This window comes from Rhizobium sp. P1_B8 (genome assembly GCF_056406515.1).
In genome coordinates this window covers 1-16,200 of record NZ_JBFTZZ010000057.1, presented here as the reverse complement: position 1 = coordinate 16,200, position 16,200 = coordinate 1, and the positions used below count along the sequence as shown (strand labels likewise).

Genomic DNA, 16,200 nt, shown 5'->3' with positions numbered 1-16,200 from the left:
CGGCAGAGGTCGGCCGCCTTCGCGCCAGCCTCCTGCTCCTTCAGCACACCGATAATCTGCTCTTCCGTAAATCTCTGCTTCTTCATTCGTCCGTCCCTTAATAGGCCGGACTCTAATCCATTCTGGAGGAAATTCTCAGTGGCAGGTCATGAGTTCTATAAAAAGGCGTTATGCTCTAAGCCAAACATATCAGCCACTTAGTGTATCTAATAAGGGTATCGTCGGTTCAGCTCCCTTCAAGGCGAGCATCGCTCACTTTCGCAATGGCGCCCAATCGGAATAGAAGATCAGATCGCTGAACGTCAGCTTTTGCGCCCCAGATTGGTCATTCCAAGGTCAGGCAACATTTTCCAAGAGCTGCCACTAGAGCGAAATTCTCCAAGAATGTATGACGTTGGGGAATGAGGGCACTAGCCTGATTTTAGTCGTGCCGGATGGGGAAGCGATGGCGAAGACCACCGATGGGCGCAGTGATCTAACGGACTTGGTCGACTATCCGCGCGAGACGCTCGATATTGAGCTTAAGGACTGGATCGACCTTGGTGACAAGGTCGCGCAGGCCAAGCTCGCACGGCATATCGCCGCGCTCGCCAACCATGGCGGCGGCTATCTCGTCTTCGGCTTTCGCGATGACGAAAGCATCGCGCCTAGCCGGCCGACGGACCTTTCAGGATATAGCCGGGATACATTCGGCCGGGTCGTCACCCGATATCTGACGCCCGCCTTCCAGTGCGATGTCCAACTGATTCAGTCGAGCGCCGGCCTCATTTATCCGGTCGTGCGCGTGCCCTCGCACGGATCGACCCCGATCGGCGCCAAGGCTGATGGTCCACACGATCCGAAGGGCCAACCGCAAGGGATCCGGGCCGGCACCTACTATGTCCGCAAGCCCGGTCCAAAGAGCGAAGCGGCGATGGGGGTGGAGGACTGGCAGCCGTTGATCCGGCGTTGCATTCTCTTCGATCGCGACAGTCTGCTCGGGGATATCGCCCGTGCCGTTCAGCCCCGCTCCGAACCACCCGCGCCCGCAATAGAAGATCGGCTGAAGACCTGGCATGGTGAGAGTGAGGCGCGCTGGCGAGCGATCCTTGGGAAGGCGACCGCGCTACGCTGGCTAGTCGATATCGAGGCCAATCATTGCCAGCTGAGCTATATGATCCTGTCCGATACCGGCATCGCGATCCCGGCGCACGAGCTGCAGCGTGTTCTCGCAGAGGTGAACCGCGACGTCCGCCAGACCGTCTGGACGGGATGGAGCATGTTCTATCCCTTCACGCGGCCTGAGATCGCAGCCGCGCTGCACCCCGAGTTCGACGACGGTAGCGGGGTCGACGTGCTGGAGAGCAATCTCATCGGCGACGGCGACTTCGATATCAGCCTGCCCGACTATTGGCGCTTCGCCGTCGACGGTCGGGCAACCATCATCCGCCCCTATCGCGAAGATCGCCAGCGGAGTGTCGAGGGGAAGGGGCGACCGGCCGGCACTTGGCTCAGCCCTGAAACAATCGTTCGCGAAACCGCCGAGTTGGTGACCCACGCCCGGATTGTGGCCGAGCGATACGAGGGTAGCCGCGTCGCCTTTCGATGCACTTGGCGCGGGTTGGCCGGACGCGAGATTGATGACTTCGGCGACATCTATTGGTCACCCGGTCGGCATGCGCGCGCCGATCAGCGCACGACTATCGGTACCTGGGACGTGCCGGTCCTTGCCGCCAATTGGCACGAGGTCGTCGCCCAGCTTTCCTGTCCGGTCCTCAACCTGTTCGGCTTCACCGAGTGCGGCGGTGAGCTGGTCGCGGGGCTGGCGCCGCGGTTCATCAAATTATGAGGTTTGTTCTGGCGCTTTCGACGGGCTGGCCGACCGCCCGCAATGGCGTGAAGTTGCAGCGATGCCACAATGCCGCTCTATAAGTATCTTGCCGAGGAAGCTTACGCCCGCGCGCTGATCGACAAGGGCCAGATCTTCGCGCGCCCCTTGAGCTACTTCCGCGCCTACGAAGACGAGTTGGTGCGCGGCGACCCGGACGACGGCAAGCTGCGCTATGAGCCCGAGGAGGGCCTAGTGCTCACCAAGGAGAATGGCGCTGTCGTTGAGATGCCGCCAGGCTGGCGGTTCCGCTCTTCGGTCCAGGCCGTCGACATTTTTGTCTATTGCCTGAGCACTGAGCTGTCGCCCGACATCGCTGCGAAGTTCGAATGCCCGTTCTGTGTCGAGATCAAAGAGCCGATCCGCCTGTTTGGCCGAATATCGATGCATGTCCGGCTGCGTTCGAGACTCGACCGTAGGGTCTATAGTCGTGAGGTCGACTACCGGAAATTGGCCGCGGCGCCAGGCGCCGACTGGGCGCTCCCCGAGCGGGTTGCTTTCACCAAGCCAGAGGGTTGGGCATGGCAGAAGGAGCATCGGATCGTTATGGGCCGAAAGGGCGCATTCGCGGTCGAGAATGTCGAATGCGCACTCGAAAACGATGGTGACGAAGTGACCGCTGGCACGGCAGCGACCGATCCGATGATCCTGCATGTCGGTAACCTCTCACAGATCACCAAGCTGCATACCTTTTAACGTCGCCGCTGAAAAATGAGGCACCCAAGCCTATTCTTGGCACCTTTGACGCGCGCGCCATCGGCGACGTTGAGGAAGAGCTTATTGACTAAGGGTGGAAAGGGAAGAACCACAGAGAAGGTGCGAGCGATGAACGGAGGCTTTCGTTGCACCCATCATGGCGCGGAATCAGTCCTGCCCGCCAGGCTCGTCTTCACTTCGTAGCCTCGCTTTTGTTCCCGGTACTTTACCAGTCGTTCGAGCAGCGTTTTCCCCGGCCGCGTGCCCATCATCTCCCGCACTTCGTGTAGGTGCCGCTCATCCCGGGCGAACACTAGCTCCGTCGCACGTCGAATGGTCAGCTTATTCAGGTTCTGCAGTTGTTCAATGGCGTTGTAAGCTTCAACCCGCTCAAACGTCTCACGGTCGCTCACCGCGCAGAACAGTAGCTTCGGCCCTATGGGGAGGAAAATGTATCCCTCCTCTTTCACCAGGCTATAGGACATGGTTACCGGGCTGTCCGACGTTACATAGTCGTAATCGCTGGTAATCGTTCGAGTAAACCAGATCATATTATTGATCATCTGCCCGATACCTTCATGGTCAATGAGGGTGGGCAGCAGTTCGACCGCCCATCCTTGCCAATCCGGATCAGGGATAGTCTTGAGGAACTCTGAGAAACTGTCGGCCGAGCCGTCTGCTTTGAAATGTTGGTACTCGGCATCCAGTTCAGGAACGGCGGCTATCATCTCCTTTGTCAGGCCTTCCCGGAGCGCATCAATGTCGCGAGGCATGCGGAGAAGTAGCGAGATCATAAAGCGCGACCAGGCACTGCGATATCTCGGCTGAGCGAGCCTCTGGTCGCGTGTCTCAATCATTGTGAGGGCTTCCGAAGCGAGCGTGTCGAGTTGCTTCATGAACTCGATTTCAACGCGCTGCGCTTCTTCAGCCGGAGCTCCAGGAATACTGTAAAGACCATTTCCGCCGCCAGTGGACCTTGTAGACACCATACGCGCAATGATCTCATTGTGGGGCTTACTGTAGCGGCACACGCGCTGCTTATCGTCGGCCCAACGCTTGAGGTAGAACCGAGGCAGGTAGTGATGGAATATGGGGAGTTCGGCCGTCATTTCTTCTTCGGAGGTTTTCCCCCGTTCTCCAGGATTTTCTTAATTTCGGCCGCCCGCTTGGCCCTAAGCTCCTCGAATATTTCTGTCAAGGCGTCCTCCAGAAAGTCTCCCTCACCTTCATGACTGCTACCAGCGTGTGATTGTCTCTCCTCCACATCAGTTTGCCATTCGTGCAACGATGGCATAGGAATTTGAGGGAAGCCGCAATATTTTGCCTCTCAGAGCCAATCGCGGACCGCTGCACTGGGGCCACGCATGTCCGTTTACGTCCTGGGTGTGCTAGCAGTGGACTTTCTGCTTCCGGCCCCATGGTCATTCCTCTAGGACTGGGCGGTGTTAGCTGGAGGTGCATTCGAAATTTGCGGGCCTCTGAAGCGACAGGCTTGCGGTCCACCTCGAAACCCTCCCCCAACTCATTTCCTCGGTGCGTCTTTCGGCTTCGGTTGATAAAGACGCCTTTTGACGTTCGTACGTAGAGCATTGCGGAGATCCTTGTCCGTCATCGAAAGGTCGAACCATTCCGGATCGAAGTACCCACCGCACCACCGAATGGTTTCAGCATATTCTGGATCTTCCCGATCGGCGATGATCTCCAGGAATCGCTCATATCCCGACACGCCACCAACATCTTCGGGCGGTCGCGCCCGTTCGCCGGCGATGCAGCTTCCTTGTTTGGGCGTAGCAGCGAGCGTCAAGAACTCCTCGACTGCGACGGTGTGCCGCCAGCCATCCCCGAAATCGTAGTGATAGCTGAAGACGGCACCTTGCTCGAAGTCCAGCAAGCGAACCTCTCTCTGATCGAAGACTCGAGGATCGTCATCGGTTGCATCCTCCATCAGGGTCTCGACGTCGCCATACCGAAGACCACCGATGCGGAATTCATAGAGATGATAGTTCCACCAGTTGAATGCGGCCTGAATTCCGAGATGCAGATGCTCGAGGTTCCAATGGACCGGCAGCACCAAACGGCGCCAGACGTCCGGCTCGATGTCGTCGATGGAAACCCTGATCTGCACAGCGTTTGCGGCTTTGAACATTGGGCAAATGAACAAGGTTGGGGGAAGATCGTCAATAAGGCGCGCAATTGTGGCACTGTATTCGAACTGGATCGTCGTTGACGGCATCTCTGCCGGCTTGTGCGGCCTTCGAGGCGTACTATTTCAGGTGTAAACCTGAGCTGGAGCATCGCTATGGATCGAAGCGCGTCCGATATGCCGGAAGTACGCATCGAAATTCTTCCGCCGGACCGCGATGACACCTGTGCGCCAGATGCAGCGACATGTCCGTGCTGTCGAACGTTACGTTCGGCGTCGAGTATGGATGACGATGGCTGCGGCATTTGCGACGAATGCCTGGCACCATGACCGCCGGCGGCAAAACACCTCCATCGGTTCAGGCGAGGTTCGAGGACGCGCTTGCCAGATTGCCGGACGGCTATGTCGACGGACATTTTGGTAATCGATCATGGGGCGTGACCGTCAAGCGGTCGGAGGATGGCAAACGGACCTGGCTCTATGGCCAGGAGCTTAGCGGAACCAATATCGTCAGCTTCAACCTCTATCGATTGGCTGGACCTGGGCCGATACTGAAGCCGTGCGAAATGTCCTCCGCCAAGGTGATCGAATTCGTTCTCGGTTTCGAGCCCACCACAATCAAAGCTGTAATGGCCGAAAAATGAGCACAAGATTTTATATTGCATTGCAACATGCGCATGGCTGCACTGCGATCTGAGCGCTGGCGGTCGGGGCAGCATCTGATATCTTCAGGTCAACGAAGCAATGCACCTCCTCCCGCAGAGCTTCGTGTATCAGGCGACCCACTCCTCCTCCCAAGGGGAGCCTGACGGAACAGCGGCACTCCTCCTCCCAGCCGTTGTTCAATATTCCGAGAAGCCTGCCGCACCTCCTCCCGCGGCAGGCTTTTTCATTTTCCGATGCATTCAAGCGCTGAGTGCAGACGTCAAAGGAGAATGCCCTGTTCCACCGGCTCTCCGGATTTCGAGACAATCGTGGATCCGTATGGTTCGCGGGACGAGATGATCAGCGCGTCATTCGGTAGCGGGCGGGCAAGTTTCTTGGCCTCTTCCCAGGGCGCCCGCATCCAGATGTCGGTCTCTTCCTTCGTCAGCAACAGGACCGGCATGGCCTTGTCATGGATCGGTTTCACCAGGTCGTTGGGACCCGTGGTCAAAAAGCCATAGAGGTCATCAGTGGTCAGGCCGTCCCTGACCTTTCGAACACTCTGCCATTGCGGCACATGGAGACCGGCAAAGAACATCAGCGGCTTGGTTGCGTCACGGGCGAACCAGGCGTTCGGCACGTTGCCGCCTTGCTGCTGGCTGGCCGGATCCGGCTCGGCGAAACTGGTGACCGGGACGAGGCATCTGTTTTCGACGCCGAACCATCGCTTCCAGTGCGGAAAACTGAGCTTGCGCACGTTGGTCGTGCCGCGGTCGGCTTCCATGCGGATCAGTTCTTCGAGATCGAACGGCTTGCCTTTCGCCGCAAGTTTCTCGGCCTTTACCTTGGCCGCCTTCTCAAGTGCGAAGCGCGGCGAGGGCAGTCCCCAGCGCGCATGGACCAGTTGCTTCTTGCCGTCGGCGGTGTTGCGGACGATCGGCCCCATCTGATCGGGGTTCATCTGGTAGGCGGGCATCAGATTGATCAGGCTTTGGGCGTCCTGGGCCCATTTGGCGACCCAGTCCTTGTCTTCCATGCGATAGAGGTTACACATAGCAGGCCATCTACTCCACGTGAGCTCGAATGGTGACCAATCTAGCGGATGGCGCTGATTTCGCTAGTCGAGCCGGAAGACGTCGGCATTGTCCTGGCGTTCTCGCAAGCCCTTGTACGACGGATGACGGAGTTTCCCGTCCGACGTCCAGGCGCGGAACTCGATCTCGGCGATTAGGGTCGGTTCGACCCAGGCAATATCGGCACTTCCGGAATAGGGCAGGGGCGGTTGCTTTCGATTCCATCGCAGCGCGTCCAGCATCTTCCGCAACCTGATGGCCTCAGCTTCCTTGAATCCGGTGCCGACGCTCCCCATGTGGACGAGCTCATCACCACGATACGCTGCGAGTATCAACGAGCCGAAGCCGGCAGGCGAAGCTGATGAACTTTCATAGCCGACGATGAAGAAGGCCTCGCTCTGGACGCATTTGATTTTCACCCAGTCTCCGGTCCGGCCAGAGCGATAGGGCCGATCGAGGTGCTTGCCGACAATGCCTTCCAGGCCGAGGCGGCAGACATGCTCAAGCAGGACAGCTGGTTCGCCATCGAGTGTTTCCGATAGCCGAATAGCGCCGACCTGCTCGTCCTTTGCGCCGTTCAACAAGTCCTCGAGAAGATGTCGGCGGGACCGGTATTCGACACCGCGCAGATCGTGGCCGTCCAGATAAACAAGATCGAAAGCGTAAAGGACGGCGTTGGAGGCTCGGCTGCCAGCTTGTTTGCCGGATGCGCCCAGCGATTGCTGCAGCAGCCCAAAATCCGGCCGGCCCTCTTCATCGAGCACGACGGCTTCGCCGTCGATGATCATCGTCGCCGGTCCGAGCGCTCGGGCGGCCTGCTCTATCGCCGGAAACCGGTGCGTCCAGTCATGGCCGCCACGCGTGAGGATCCGGATCCCTTGGGGCTTGATATGAACGGCAAGGCGATAGCCATCCAATTTCAGCTCCCAGCTCCACTCGCTTCCCTTTGGGGGACGGGACTTCAGTTGCGCCAGCGCAGGCTCGACGCGCTCAGGCATGGGATCGAACAGCAGCTGTGGCTGGGCGGGATTGCGCTTGCCTCGCGGCCTGGAACGGATCGGGGCCCCGGCGTCACGCAGGAGGGGTTTTGATCTCGGAGGCTTCTTCATCGCCCCAGTTCAGCAGAAAAATCTTAAAGACACTGTGACGATATCGACTTGTCCCCGCAATTCACACAAAGGGAGTAGCGCTCGCAAACGCTCGGAAAAAAATCCGCGGGCTGCTACTGCGCTGATTCTCATCGGCATTCTGCTGATTTCTAATGTTCAGGATAATATTCCCATTCCTCCGGTTGCTCGCCTCGCGCGCGCTTCCCGCCTGCTTTCAATCTTCTCGATTGCCGGTATTAATGTTCGCTTCCGCCATCGCTCGTCTAGCCTTGTGTCGTCCACGAAATGTTTGAGTATGTCGAGGACGTCGGTACCCGTGACGTCGTGAGCATTCCGGCCAAACTGATGGCTTCTCAGGAAGCAAAACAGATCTGATAGGCAATGGACCGCTTCTTTGTGGTCGTTGTCTTCGAGGGCGTCGTCGATATAAGTCCGGACAACCCACCATGCGGCATTTATCTGACGGATTGCGATCTCATCGCGTCGTTGTGTCGCCGGGCTCATAATGTTGCCGATACGGCTTTTCAGGCACAGCACAGGGTGCATCACCGCCACCTCTATGGTGGAGCCGTCTTCGCTTCGAAGCATGATGGTGGTTACGCCGTTTCGAAATTCCTCTCGTTTGACACCAATGATGTCATGGAGGAAGTCCACGATAATTGGACGGCCGTTCATATTCGCTTCGACAATTGCGGTACTTGGCGAATTCATACTGTCTTTGTCAGGTGTCTTGACGGTGCCACCGATGGCTTCCGCTAATTTTTCGGCCGCTTGCACACCGCCATAGTAATCGATGTCTTTACTCGTGAATGGTTTGTACTTTTCGAGCTCGGGCTGCACAGTTTCGTAGAAGCCAGCCCAAAGAAATGTCGCCTGTCCACCGACGATGAAAGCCTCATCATCGACAGTAAGATTCGAAACTATTTTGATGACTTCGTCCGGACGCAGAAACTCATTGTAGACCGTCATGCCAGCTGCATGCGCACCCTACGTTGCCCAATGCTCATCTGCTCTGGTTTGAATGCCGAGAACAAGCCATTGCGCTCGAAAAGTTTATCGGCGTCGACCTCGCCCTTGAGAAGACGCGCTGAGTCAAGCTCGCGATCCCGCTGTTTTTCGCGGCGGCGCTGATCAACATCAAAGTGGGCGCGATCTGAATCCATTTCTCTTCTCTTTAGAGATCGATGTCACTCATACTCTTCTTTTGTCGATCATTCAATGAGCTCCAGCTGACGTTTGTTCCAGCTGTTCGCACTGGATTGGTATAACAGATATCGGTTGAATAGTCATTAATTCGATGCGCTTGCGCCATGCGGGCCGGTCTGCCCAACCAACCAGGATGGAGAAGCCTGACGTAGGAGGGCCTAAGCCGGAGACGAGCAATGGCGATCATTCCGCCGCCAACCATATGCAAACCAATAAATTTCTATCTGTTTTTGCATATGGTTGACGGCCGGCGTCGCTGGTCGAACAAGCTGATCGAGCGGGTGCCGTGACGTCTATAAAACGCCAAGCAATGTCATGGGGCGACCCCATCCCGTAGCAGTTTTTCATGAATCTCGTTGGCCGACATAGGCTTGCCAACCAAATACCCCTGCAATTGATCGCTGCCTGAATCCCGCAATATTTCGGCTTGCCGCTGGGTCTCGACACCTTCGGCTGTCACGGGGATATCGAGTGCGTTGGCCATACCGTTAAGCGCAAAAATTTGCGACAGGCCCGTTAAACGCCGCCCCTGATCGCAACCGGCCTCGCCCGCTATCTTACCGTCGCCGGCAGCACTTCGAATTTCCAGAATTTTTCCGGACTGAAATAGGTCGCGGCAAACACGCGGATATCTCCGGCGGTGACCTTGCCGTAGCCGGTGAGACTATTGCGTATCCGGTCCAAACGACGCGAGTCCGTCTGGGCGTGGTGCAGATCTTCAATCCAATATTCGTTGCTCTGCTGCTGATGCTTCAATGTCTCGACGATGGGCTCGCGAGCGCGCGCAAGCTCATCCGGAGAAACATCATGCGACCGCAGGTCGGTGGCGATCTCTTCGACAACTGCGTAGAAACGCGGGACCTTTTCCGGTTCCGTCCCGACGGAGAAATAGGCGCAGCCGTAGCCGGGAACTTCCCTTGACAGGTCAACATCGCTCTTCAGGGCATAGCTTGCGCCTTCGGCAATACGAAACTGGTCAATCAGCCTGTTTTGGAAAATGTGGGTGGCGATCTTAGCAGTGAACGACCGCGGCAGATCGGAGAGCAAATCGCCGACTGGAACTCCCAAGGCAGCGGCTGCAATATCCGCCCTGCCGCTATGGGTCCGCAAAACGGGCGTCTTGTTCGCGGCCGGAAAACGCACGTCACCCCAATCATTGCTCGGCGCCGTCTCCGGGCGCGGCGGCAAGGCGCCAAAGGTTTCAGCTGTCATCCGGATTGCGTCGTCCACCGTCACGTCGCCGACGATGGTAATGTCGATCGGGCCATTGGAAACCATAGGCCGGAACAGCGCCTCGAAATCTTCCGGCTTAGCGGCGGACAACTCAGCGCGATCAGGGAAGGTCCAGCGCGGGTCGCCGGAATGCACGAGCCCGGCCAAATCGCGGACGACAACGTCGCCGGGCGACGCGTCATACTGATCGAGATCGCTCAAATACTCCTGCTGCACCCGCTTGAATGCCTCGGGGCGGTATGCGGGATCGGAAGTGTATGCCGCCATTAGCTGCAATTGCGTCGCAAGATCTTCCGTCCGCGTGCGACCGTCGAACCTGAAGGAACTGTCGCCGACCGAGAAGTCGACGCCGACAATGTTGGCTGTCAGTGCTTTCTGGATATCCTGGTAATCCATGGCCTTCAGGCCGGACAGCACGACGGCCGGAGATGCCCAGATCGCAGCGGAACGGTCGTGCGGCAGGCCCAGCCGACCGCGGCCGATATCTTCGCGTACCAGCACTTCGTTGGCACGCAGCCTGGTCGGCTTGACGGTAAGGCGCACGCCGTTGGAAAAGCCCACCATGGTCAAACCCAGATCCTCGTCCGTACGGCGTTCGACCACGGCACCCGGTTCGCCGAAATGGGTGTAGGGCCAGGCGACATCGGCCGCACCGGATGGAGCCGAGACAGCAATAGCCTTTGAAGCATCATAGACTTGCCGAACCGTATCGGCTCCGCCCTCAGGTGATTGGGTCGTCTGTAGCACGACCTGTGGACCGTTGCCGGAGAATGCATGCAGCAAGGCTTGATTGACCTCGGCCGCCGTGACGCCGTTCGTCATCGTCTCGAACATCGAGAGGTCTTCGGCGGGCGAGGTGAAGACTTGATCGTCATCGACGCTGCGAGCCAGCATGGAAGCAATGTCGGTCGTCATCCGCGTCGCGGCTCCGGCCGCAGCAGCTTGCAGGGCCGAGCGATATTCGCGAATTTCGCGATCGATCTCCGCCTGCGCAACGCCGAACTCCTGGATCCGGCGCTGTTCCTGGTCAATGGCCGTGAGCGCCGCCTGCCATTTGTCCGGCTCGGAGTTCGCCGCGATCAGGACGACATGGGCGGAATGGAGGAGATCCTCGCAGTAGGCGGTCGCTTCGATGAAAGGGGCATCCGCCTTGCCGGCAATGGTGCTCAGCCGACGCTGGAGCACCCTCAGGCCTAGATCTTCGATAAGCCCAGCGCGGCGCTTGGCGAAGGTGTCAGGCGCGGCGTCATAGGGACGCGTCCAGGCGATCTGTATGCTGGTCATGCCGCCGGGAACGACGATGACCTCGGCGCTTTCGCCTTTCGTCTCCAGCGCGCCAAGATCCGCTTTTGTCGGCGCCGGACCCACGGCCTTCCAGTCGCCGAAGCGCTGGCGGATTTCGACTTCCATGGCGGCGGGGTCGATATCGCCCACCACCATCAGCATCGCCCGCTCGGGCCGGTAGTTGGCCCGGTAATAATCACGGACAAGCTCCACGGGGGCATTGCTGATGATGTCGGTTTTACCGATCGGGGCGCGCATGGTCGCGCGCTGGCCGGCGAGCAACGAATTCGTGATGCCGAGCGCCGCGCGGTACTGCGGCGTATCACGCGACCGCTCTTCCGACAGGATGACGCCGCGTTCGCGATCGAAGGCGCCGCCATCGAGGGTCAGCTCGCTCGCCGTCTCGCGCATCAACATCAGGCCCGTCGAAACCGTGTCGGCATCGACCTCAGGCAGATTGAATTTATAGACAGTCTCGTCATAGGAGGTATGGGCGTTGATGTCCCGCCCAAAGGCCAGGCCCTTGCGCTGCAGGATAGGGATCATCTCCCCTTCGGCGACATTCGTCGAACCCTTAAAGGCCATGTGCTCGAGAAAATGCGCCAGCCCCTGCTGGTCATCGTTTTCGTCGAGCGAACCGGAGCCAATGCGAAAGCGGATCGCTGCCTGCCCGGGCGGCGTGACATTGCGCATGATCGCAAATCGCATGCCGTTGGCGAGCGTGCCGAAATGGACATCGGGGTCGGCTTGGAGATCGCTTTTGTGAAACATTTTGTATCCTGGCGTTGACAATCAACGATGTGGTTGTTGAGGCCTAGCTCTTGTGAAGAGCATATACGCGAGACTTACCCGCAGCTCAACGCGAGCATGACAGTTCCTATCAAACTCATCATGGTCTTGCGGAATCCCGTGATGATTTCATCACGAATGCGGCTTGCTAATTCCACGAGATTACGAAATCCTAGTGCCGACCGGGTTTAATTACGAAGAGGTGAAAAATGGCGGCAAAATCAAGACCGACAGCGGCCGACGTCGCAAGGCGTGCGGACGTTGGCGTGGCAACGGTCGATAGGGTTCTCAACGGCAGAGCCCCTGTGAGAAAGGAAACGGCCGATCGCGTCAGAGAGGCGGCCGAAGCTATCGGCTATCATGCGCTGCCCCTCATAAGACACCGGACGAACGCAAGGAACGTAAGGAACGTCCGACTTGGCTTCGTACTTCAGAAAGGGACGGATCCATTCTATCAGAATGTCGCTACTGGCCTTAGAAAAGAGCTTTCATCCAGGCTTGACGTTAAGGGAAAGCCCGACATCGTTTTCGTGGATGACATCACCGCGGAGTCGCTGAGGAAGAAAATCCTGGAGGTCGGATCGAGGACAGACGCGGTCGCGGTCGTAGCGATCGACCATCCGCTTGTCGTGTTAGCCGTTGATGAACTCAATCTGCGAAAGAAGCCCGTCTTCACTTTGCTGTCGGGAATTTCGGCGAGCGGGGTCACCGGGTATATCGGTTTGGATAGCCGCAAGGTCGGCCGCACCGGCGCTTTCATCATCTCCAAAATGGCCGGAGCCAAAGGCAAAATTGCCACACTCGTGGGAAGTCATAGATACCTGGGGCAAGATCTCAGTGAGATGGGGTTTCGATCCTATTTCCGTGAAATAGGAGAAGAGGCCCGGTTGCTTGAAACAATTGTCAATTTCGACAATCCAGAGGTGGCTCGTGAAGTCACAACGAGCCTCCTTGATAGACACGCCGATCTCGCTGCCATATACAATGCGGGTGGCGGACAGGACGGGATTGTTCAGGCAATTCGAGCTCATAGTAGCGGCCAGCGGCCGGTCGTCGTTTGCAACGATCTGACTGACGCGACGCGACCCGCGCTGATTGACGGCGTTATCAGTTGTTTCCTCTGCTTACCAATCGAGGCATTTGCGCGTGCGGTCATTGATGAGATGGTTTCCTCCATCATAGGCATACGGCCGGCCGCGCCAAACCGGACCTTGCCATTTGACGTCATTTTTGCCGAGAACTTGCCTGCATAGCCGGCGGGTCGTTCAAGTCTCGCGGTAAGCTTTCACCATGGTCGTCCCTCGGTACCGGCTGGAGGTCGATGTCACGTTGTTTCATCCTAGCTAGACTGCCGCATGGCCTCCAAGAAACTCAACCTCAAATCCCGCGAAGCGTTCGCCGAGCTGTCGCTGCACCACAAGAACGCTTACCTGCAGGAAGTAGCCGGTCTAATCATAGCCGTGCGGGGTGAGGATCCGGTCGAATTGGACAAGGACGCGCTAGCGCGTTTGCGCCGCTACTACAGCCGTCGCTCCATGGCTGACCTTCGCCTCAACGAAGTGGGCGGACCGCTCCGCCGCACCTTTGAGAGCTTGGCTGACGGTATTCGCAGCGACGAGGTTGTAACCCTCCTCAAGCACGAGCTGCCAGCACCTCGCCGTAGCGCTGCGTTTTCGCGTCCGGCGCCGATCGATGACGCCCAGCTGATGTTTTTTGTGCCGTCTGTTCACGACGCGCCGCTCAAGGACGACTTCAATCTCATGGACATTGCACCTTTTGCGCTGTCCAAATCCGGCGGGGCAGGGGTTATTCGCTACGAGCTGAAAGACTCCATCATCACCATCGAAGGAGGTGCGGAGGTCGGGCTGGCAACGGCTTACGACTACGACATCGTCATCAACATGATCTCGCATCTGGCGGAAGCCACACGGCGCTTCCGCATCGACGAGGCCAAGGGCCTCAAGCCGAGCATTCCGCCCCAGGTGTACCGCCCAGCTGCAGCCGAAATCCTCAAGTTCTGCCGGCGTGAGCTTGGTGGTAAGCAATACGAGGATCTGGAGCGTGCGTTAGCGCGCCTGCAGGCAACGAATATCCGCATCACCAATCTTAAAGGCGATCGTAAAGGCCGGGACCGCCGCGCAACCGAATCCTTCCCGCTGATCGGTCGCTACAAGGTCGTCAGCCGCACCAACCAGGATCGGATAGGCCAGGTCGAGATTGAAATCCCGGGGTGGGTCTATGAAGGGGTTGTGCGGCCTGATGGAAAGCCGACCATCCTGACGCTCAATCCCGACTACTTCCTGCTGTCACGGCCGATCGCCCGTTTCATTTACCGCCTTGCCCGTAAGGCTGCCGGCGACACCACGGCCTTTTATTCCTTGAAGGAACTGCACAAGCGTAGCGGTGCGAAGGGTCCGATGCGAAAATTCCGCCAGACGATTGAGGAGATCGTCGAGACGGCCAAGACTACCCCGCTACCTGACTATGATCTCAACCTTGAGGATCGCGGTCACGATCTGGTCTTGCACATGCGCAAGCGCAACAAGAGCCTTCCCGGGGAGATGGACCTCGCAGCGATCGCCTAATTTTGGCAAGCGCCGTACTTCGATCCGCCCATTTTTGACAAAAATATGAGCGCGCGATTCACAGGCGATATTTGTCACAAAACCGTACTTCAATCCGCCTCTTTTTGACAAAAATGGCTGTGGCACGATGTTTGAGGAGTTATCCCCAGTGGCTGTGGATATGTCGAAGTCCACCGTACTTCGGTCCACGATAACCGTACTTCGTTCTGTCGGCGCCGTACATCATTCCGTCAACTGCCGTACATCGTTCCGTCAAAACCGTACTTCGATCCCAAAGCGCCTTGTAAGCTACTGATATAGGAAGCTTTTTTTACCCTAAAACTAGAATAAAACTTCTTTCTTTTAAAACTATCGAAACTTAGAGAAAACGCTGACGCTGACATTTTTTAAATTTTTCGCATTTTTAAAAAGGGCGTTAGCAGTGCAAGAGAACCAGATTTGTCGTAGCTCCGTATTTAGCCGACGCCAAAAATGAAGCACCCCTGGGGGCCGTCTGCCCCCAGACCCCCGAGGATACTTGCCAAAGGGTTAGGGAAGGGCGGTTGGGTAGGTTTTGCAGAGGAAACGAGAGGTAGGTCGGCTGGGGACGCAAAACGCTGACCTTGCCCCCAAGACATAAAAAAACCTTGCGCCGGCTTTTTCCCCCAACCGCCCGGAGCGCATGTCTCTCAGGATGCTGGGTTAGTTGTTAACTCTCAACATGGTGTTGCGTGGCCCTTTAGTCAACCGATATGGACGGCCACCGCCGCTCCAGGTGCGCCGGCCATTCCTGTCCCGCAGCGGGATCCGGGCTGCTGAAACTGAAGCAAACAATCGTTTTCGCGGCTGAACCGCGCAGCCATCTTACAAAAGCCGAATTGGCTAAAGCTTTACGTGCATAAGCTACTTATCATATTCCATGGCGAGCAGAAATGGACGGACCGATAATTTTCAGGATGCAGCGATAACGACAATTGCGTCCTGTTCATATATCTAAATGAGTAGTGGTTAATTCCGAAGGAAGTTCGGAATTCCAAAATACGCAGCTGCCGGTGCAATGTAGTTTCGAGGCGCCGGCAACGTAAAACGATATTTATTCAAAACAAAACATGCAAAAATAGGAGGATAGGTCGTGAACTATCGGAGAATTGTTCTTGCGCGCTTTGCGCAAGCGTTTGCTTGCAACAGGAATCATTCTGCGTGCACCCGCTCAGGCGCCGGGAAGAATTCCACCACCTATTGTGCAGATTCATGCGAGACGCTCCTGATGCCGGACATCGGCAAATAATGGCGCGCGAGGGGTTGCGCGCGGCCGAGGCAATCTGTGTCGATGCGTAATGGCTCGAGGCTTGCATGCAACCCCTACCATATCCACCAATTGTCGAAATTGTTGACGCTGCCTTTCATATGGCAGAGCGGAGGCTAAGATGACCACGGCATGTGATGAGAAACATATGGAATTGAAGCCGATTTCGAGCTGCAGACGAGAAGTCGAAGTCGCGATGGTGGAAATGCTCGTCAGTTTGCAGAAACGTGGATGGTCGGCTGCGGAATTGGCACTGGCGCTCGCAGATGCCTCCGAAGATCTCGT

At 57.3% G+C, this 16,200-nt stretch carries 14 protein-coding genes; 5 read left to right on the top strand and 9 right to left on the bottom strand.

Features of this window, described 5'->3' with window-relative positions:
- Window positions 1-86, bottom strand: an 86-nt coding sequence (locus tag AC1D2N_RS35470; protein WP_477944861.1) for a transposase, incomplete at its 3' end; no start/stop codon positions are given.
- Window positions 87-445: 359 nt separating this feature from the next.
- On the opposite strand from AC1D2N_RS35470, the gene AC1D2N_RS35465 reads away from it, so the two are divergent.
- Together AC1D2N_RS35465 and AC1D2N_RS35460 are read left to right on the top strand one after the other, a co-directional pair.
- A complete protein-coding gene (locus AC1D2N_RS35465) occupies window positions 446-1,828 on the top strand; it encodes an AlbA family DNA-binding domain-containing protein (protein WP_130657436.1) in 1,383 nt (460 codons plus the stop codon).
- Between the two features lie 69 nt (window positions 1,829-1,897).
- Complete coding sequence (locus tag AC1D2N_RS35460) at window positions 1,898-2,563, top strand: hypothetical protein (protein WP_065277091.1); 666 nt, start codon at window positions 1,898-1,900, stop codon at window positions 2,561-2,563.
- A gap of 155 nt (window positions 2,564-2,718) precedes the next feature.
- On the opposite strand, the gene AC1D2N_RS35455 is transcribed toward AC1D2N_RS35460, so the two are convergent.
- Complete coding sequence (locus tag AC1D2N_RS35455) at window positions 2,719-3,672, bottom strand: DUF4238 domain-containing protein (protein WP_065277090.1); 954 nt, start codon at window positions 3,670-3,672, stop codon at window positions 2,719-2,721.
- Window positions 3,673-4,085: 413 nt separating this feature from the next.
- A complete protein-coding gene (locus tag AC1D2N_RS35450; RefSeq protein ID WP_065277094.1) occupies window positions 4,086-4,709 on the bottom strand; it encodes a plasmid pRiA4b ORF-3 family protein in 624 nt (207 codons plus the stop codon).
- Window positions 4,710-5,020: 311 nt separating this feature from the next.
- On the opposite strand from AC1D2N_RS35450, the gene AC1D2N_RS35445 reads away from it, so the two are divergent.
- The gene (locus AC1D2N_RS35445; protein ID WP_017969057.1) at window positions 5,021-5,350 is read left to right on the top strand and encodes a hypothetical protein; all 330 of its coding nucleotides are present in this window, start codon (window positions 5,021-5,023) and stop codon (window positions 5,348-5,350) included.
- A gap of 281 nt (window positions 5,351-5,631) precedes the next feature.
- Here AC1D2N_RS35445 and AC1D2N_RS35440 read toward each other — a convergent pair whose 3' ends face one another.
- From AC1D2N_RS35440 to AC1D2N_RS35415, 6 genes are all read right to left on the bottom strand, one after another.
- Window positions 5,632-6,405 (bottom strand): SOS response-associated peptidase, encoded by a 774-nt coding sequence (locus AC1D2N_RS35440; protein ID WP_130657435.1) that lies wholly within the window; start codon window positions 6,403-6,405, stop codon window positions 5,632-5,634.
- Window positions 6,406-6,468: 63 nt separating this feature from the next.
- Window positions 6,469-7,533, bottom strand: a complete 1,065-nt coding sequence (gene ligD, locus AC1D2N_RS35435; RefSeq protein WP_477982948.1) for a non-homologous end-joining DNA ligase — start codon at window positions 7,531-7,533, stop codon at window positions 6,469-6,471.
- 156 nt (window positions 7,534-7,689) lie between these two features.
- Window positions 7,690-8,502 (bottom strand): hypothetical protein, encoded by an 813-nt coding sequence (locus tag AC1D2N_RS35430; protein ID WP_017969055.1) that lies wholly within the window; start codon window positions 8,500-8,502, stop codon window positions 7,690-7,692.
- A complete protein-coding gene (locus AC1D2N_RS35425) occupies window positions 8,499-8,696 on the bottom strand; it encodes a hypothetical protein (protein ID WP_017969054.1) in 198 nt (65 codons plus the stop codon). The genes AC1D2N_RS35430 and AC1D2N_RS35425 overlap by 4 nt, the downstream gene beginning before the upstream one ends.
- A gap of 356 nt (window positions 8,697-9,052) precedes the next feature.
- Window positions 9,053-9,223: an EAL domain-containing protein gene (locus tag AC1D2N_RS35420; protein ID WP_081295638.1), complete on the bottom strand. Its 171-nt coding sequence runs from the start codon at window positions 9,221-9,223 to the stop codon at window positions 9,053-9,055.
- A gap of 68 nt (window positions 9,224-9,291) precedes the next feature.
- A complete protein-coding gene (locus AC1D2N_RS35415; protein ID WP_065277088.1) occupies window positions 9,292-12,027 on the bottom strand; it encodes a M16 family metallopeptidase in 2,736 nt (911 codons plus the stop codon).
- A gap of 227 nt (window positions 12,028-12,254) precedes the next feature.
- Here AC1D2N_RS35415 and AC1D2N_RS35410 point away from each other — a divergent pair, with 227 nt between their 5' ends.
- Window positions 12,255-13,298: a LacI family DNA-binding transcriptional regulator gene (locus AC1D2N_RS35410; protein WP_065277087.1), complete on the top strand. Its 1,044-nt coding sequence runs from the start codon at window positions 12,255-12,257 to the stop codon at window positions 13,296-13,298.
- Window positions 13,299-13,400: 102 nt separating this feature from the next.
- Window positions 13,401-14,630 carry a replication initiator protein A gene (locus AC1D2N_RS35405; RefSeq protein WP_017969049.1) on the top strand — a complete coding sequence of 410 codons (1,230 nt, stop codon included), beginning with the start codon at window positions 13,401-13,403 and terminating at the stop codon, window positions 14,628-14,630.
- The last annotated feature ends 1,570 nt before the right edge of the window (window positions 14,631-16,200 follow it).

Bases quoted from the DNA above. Each gene is read 5' to 3' on its own strand.
- AC1D2N_RS35465 (WP_130657436.1), top strand. From the start codon at position 446: ATGGCGAAGACCACCGATGGGCGCAGTGATCTAACGGACTTGGTCGAC.
- AC1D2N_RS35460 (WP_065277091.1), top strand. From the start codon at position 1,898: ATGCCGCTCTATAAGTATCTTGCCGAGGAAGCTTACGCCCGCGCGCTG.
- AC1D2N_RS35455 (WP_065277090.1), bottom strand. From the start codon at position 3,672: ATGACGGCCGAACTCCCCATATTCCATCACTACCTGCCTCGGTTCTAC.
- AC1D2N_RS35450 (WP_065277094.1), bottom strand. From the start codon at position 4,709: ATGTTCAAAGCCGCAAACGCTGTGCAGATCAGGGTTTCCATCGACGAC.
- AC1D2N_RS35445 (WP_017969057.1), top strand. From the start codon at position 5,021: ATGCCTGGCACCATGACCGCCGGCGGCAAAACACCTCCATCGGTTCAG.
- AC1D2N_RS35440 (WP_130657435.1), bottom strand. From the start codon at position 6,405: ATGTGTAACCTCTATCGCATGGAAGACAAGGACTGGGTCGCCAAATGG.
- ligD (WP_477982948.1), bottom strand. From the start codon at position 7,533: ATGAAGAAGCCTCCGAGATCAAAACCCCTCCTGCGTGACGCCGGGGCC.
- AC1D2N_RS35430 (WP_017969055.1), bottom strand. From the start codon at position 8,502: ATGACGGTCTACAATGAGTTTCTGCGTCCGGACGAAGTCATCAAAATA.
- AC1D2N_RS35425 (WP_017969054.1), bottom strand. From the start codon at position 8,696: ATGGATTCAGATCGCGCCCACTTTGATGTTGATCAGCGCCGCCGCGAA.
- AC1D2N_RS35420 (WP_081295638.1), bottom strand. From the start codon at position 9,223: ATGGCCAACGCACTCGATATCCCCGTGACAGCCGAAGGTGTCGAGACC.
- AC1D2N_RS35415 (WP_065277088.1), bottom strand. From the start codon at position 12,027: ATGTTTCACAAAAGCGATCTCCAAGCCGACCCCGATGTCCATTTCGGC.
- AC1D2N_RS35410 (WP_065277087.1), top strand. From the start codon at position 12,255: ATGGCGGCAAAATCAAGACCGACAGCGGCCGACGTCGCAAGGCGTGCG.
- AC1D2N_RS35405 (WP_017969049.1), top strand. From the start codon at position 13,401: ATGGCCTCCAAGAAACTCAACCTCAAATCCCGCGAAGCGTTCGCCGAG.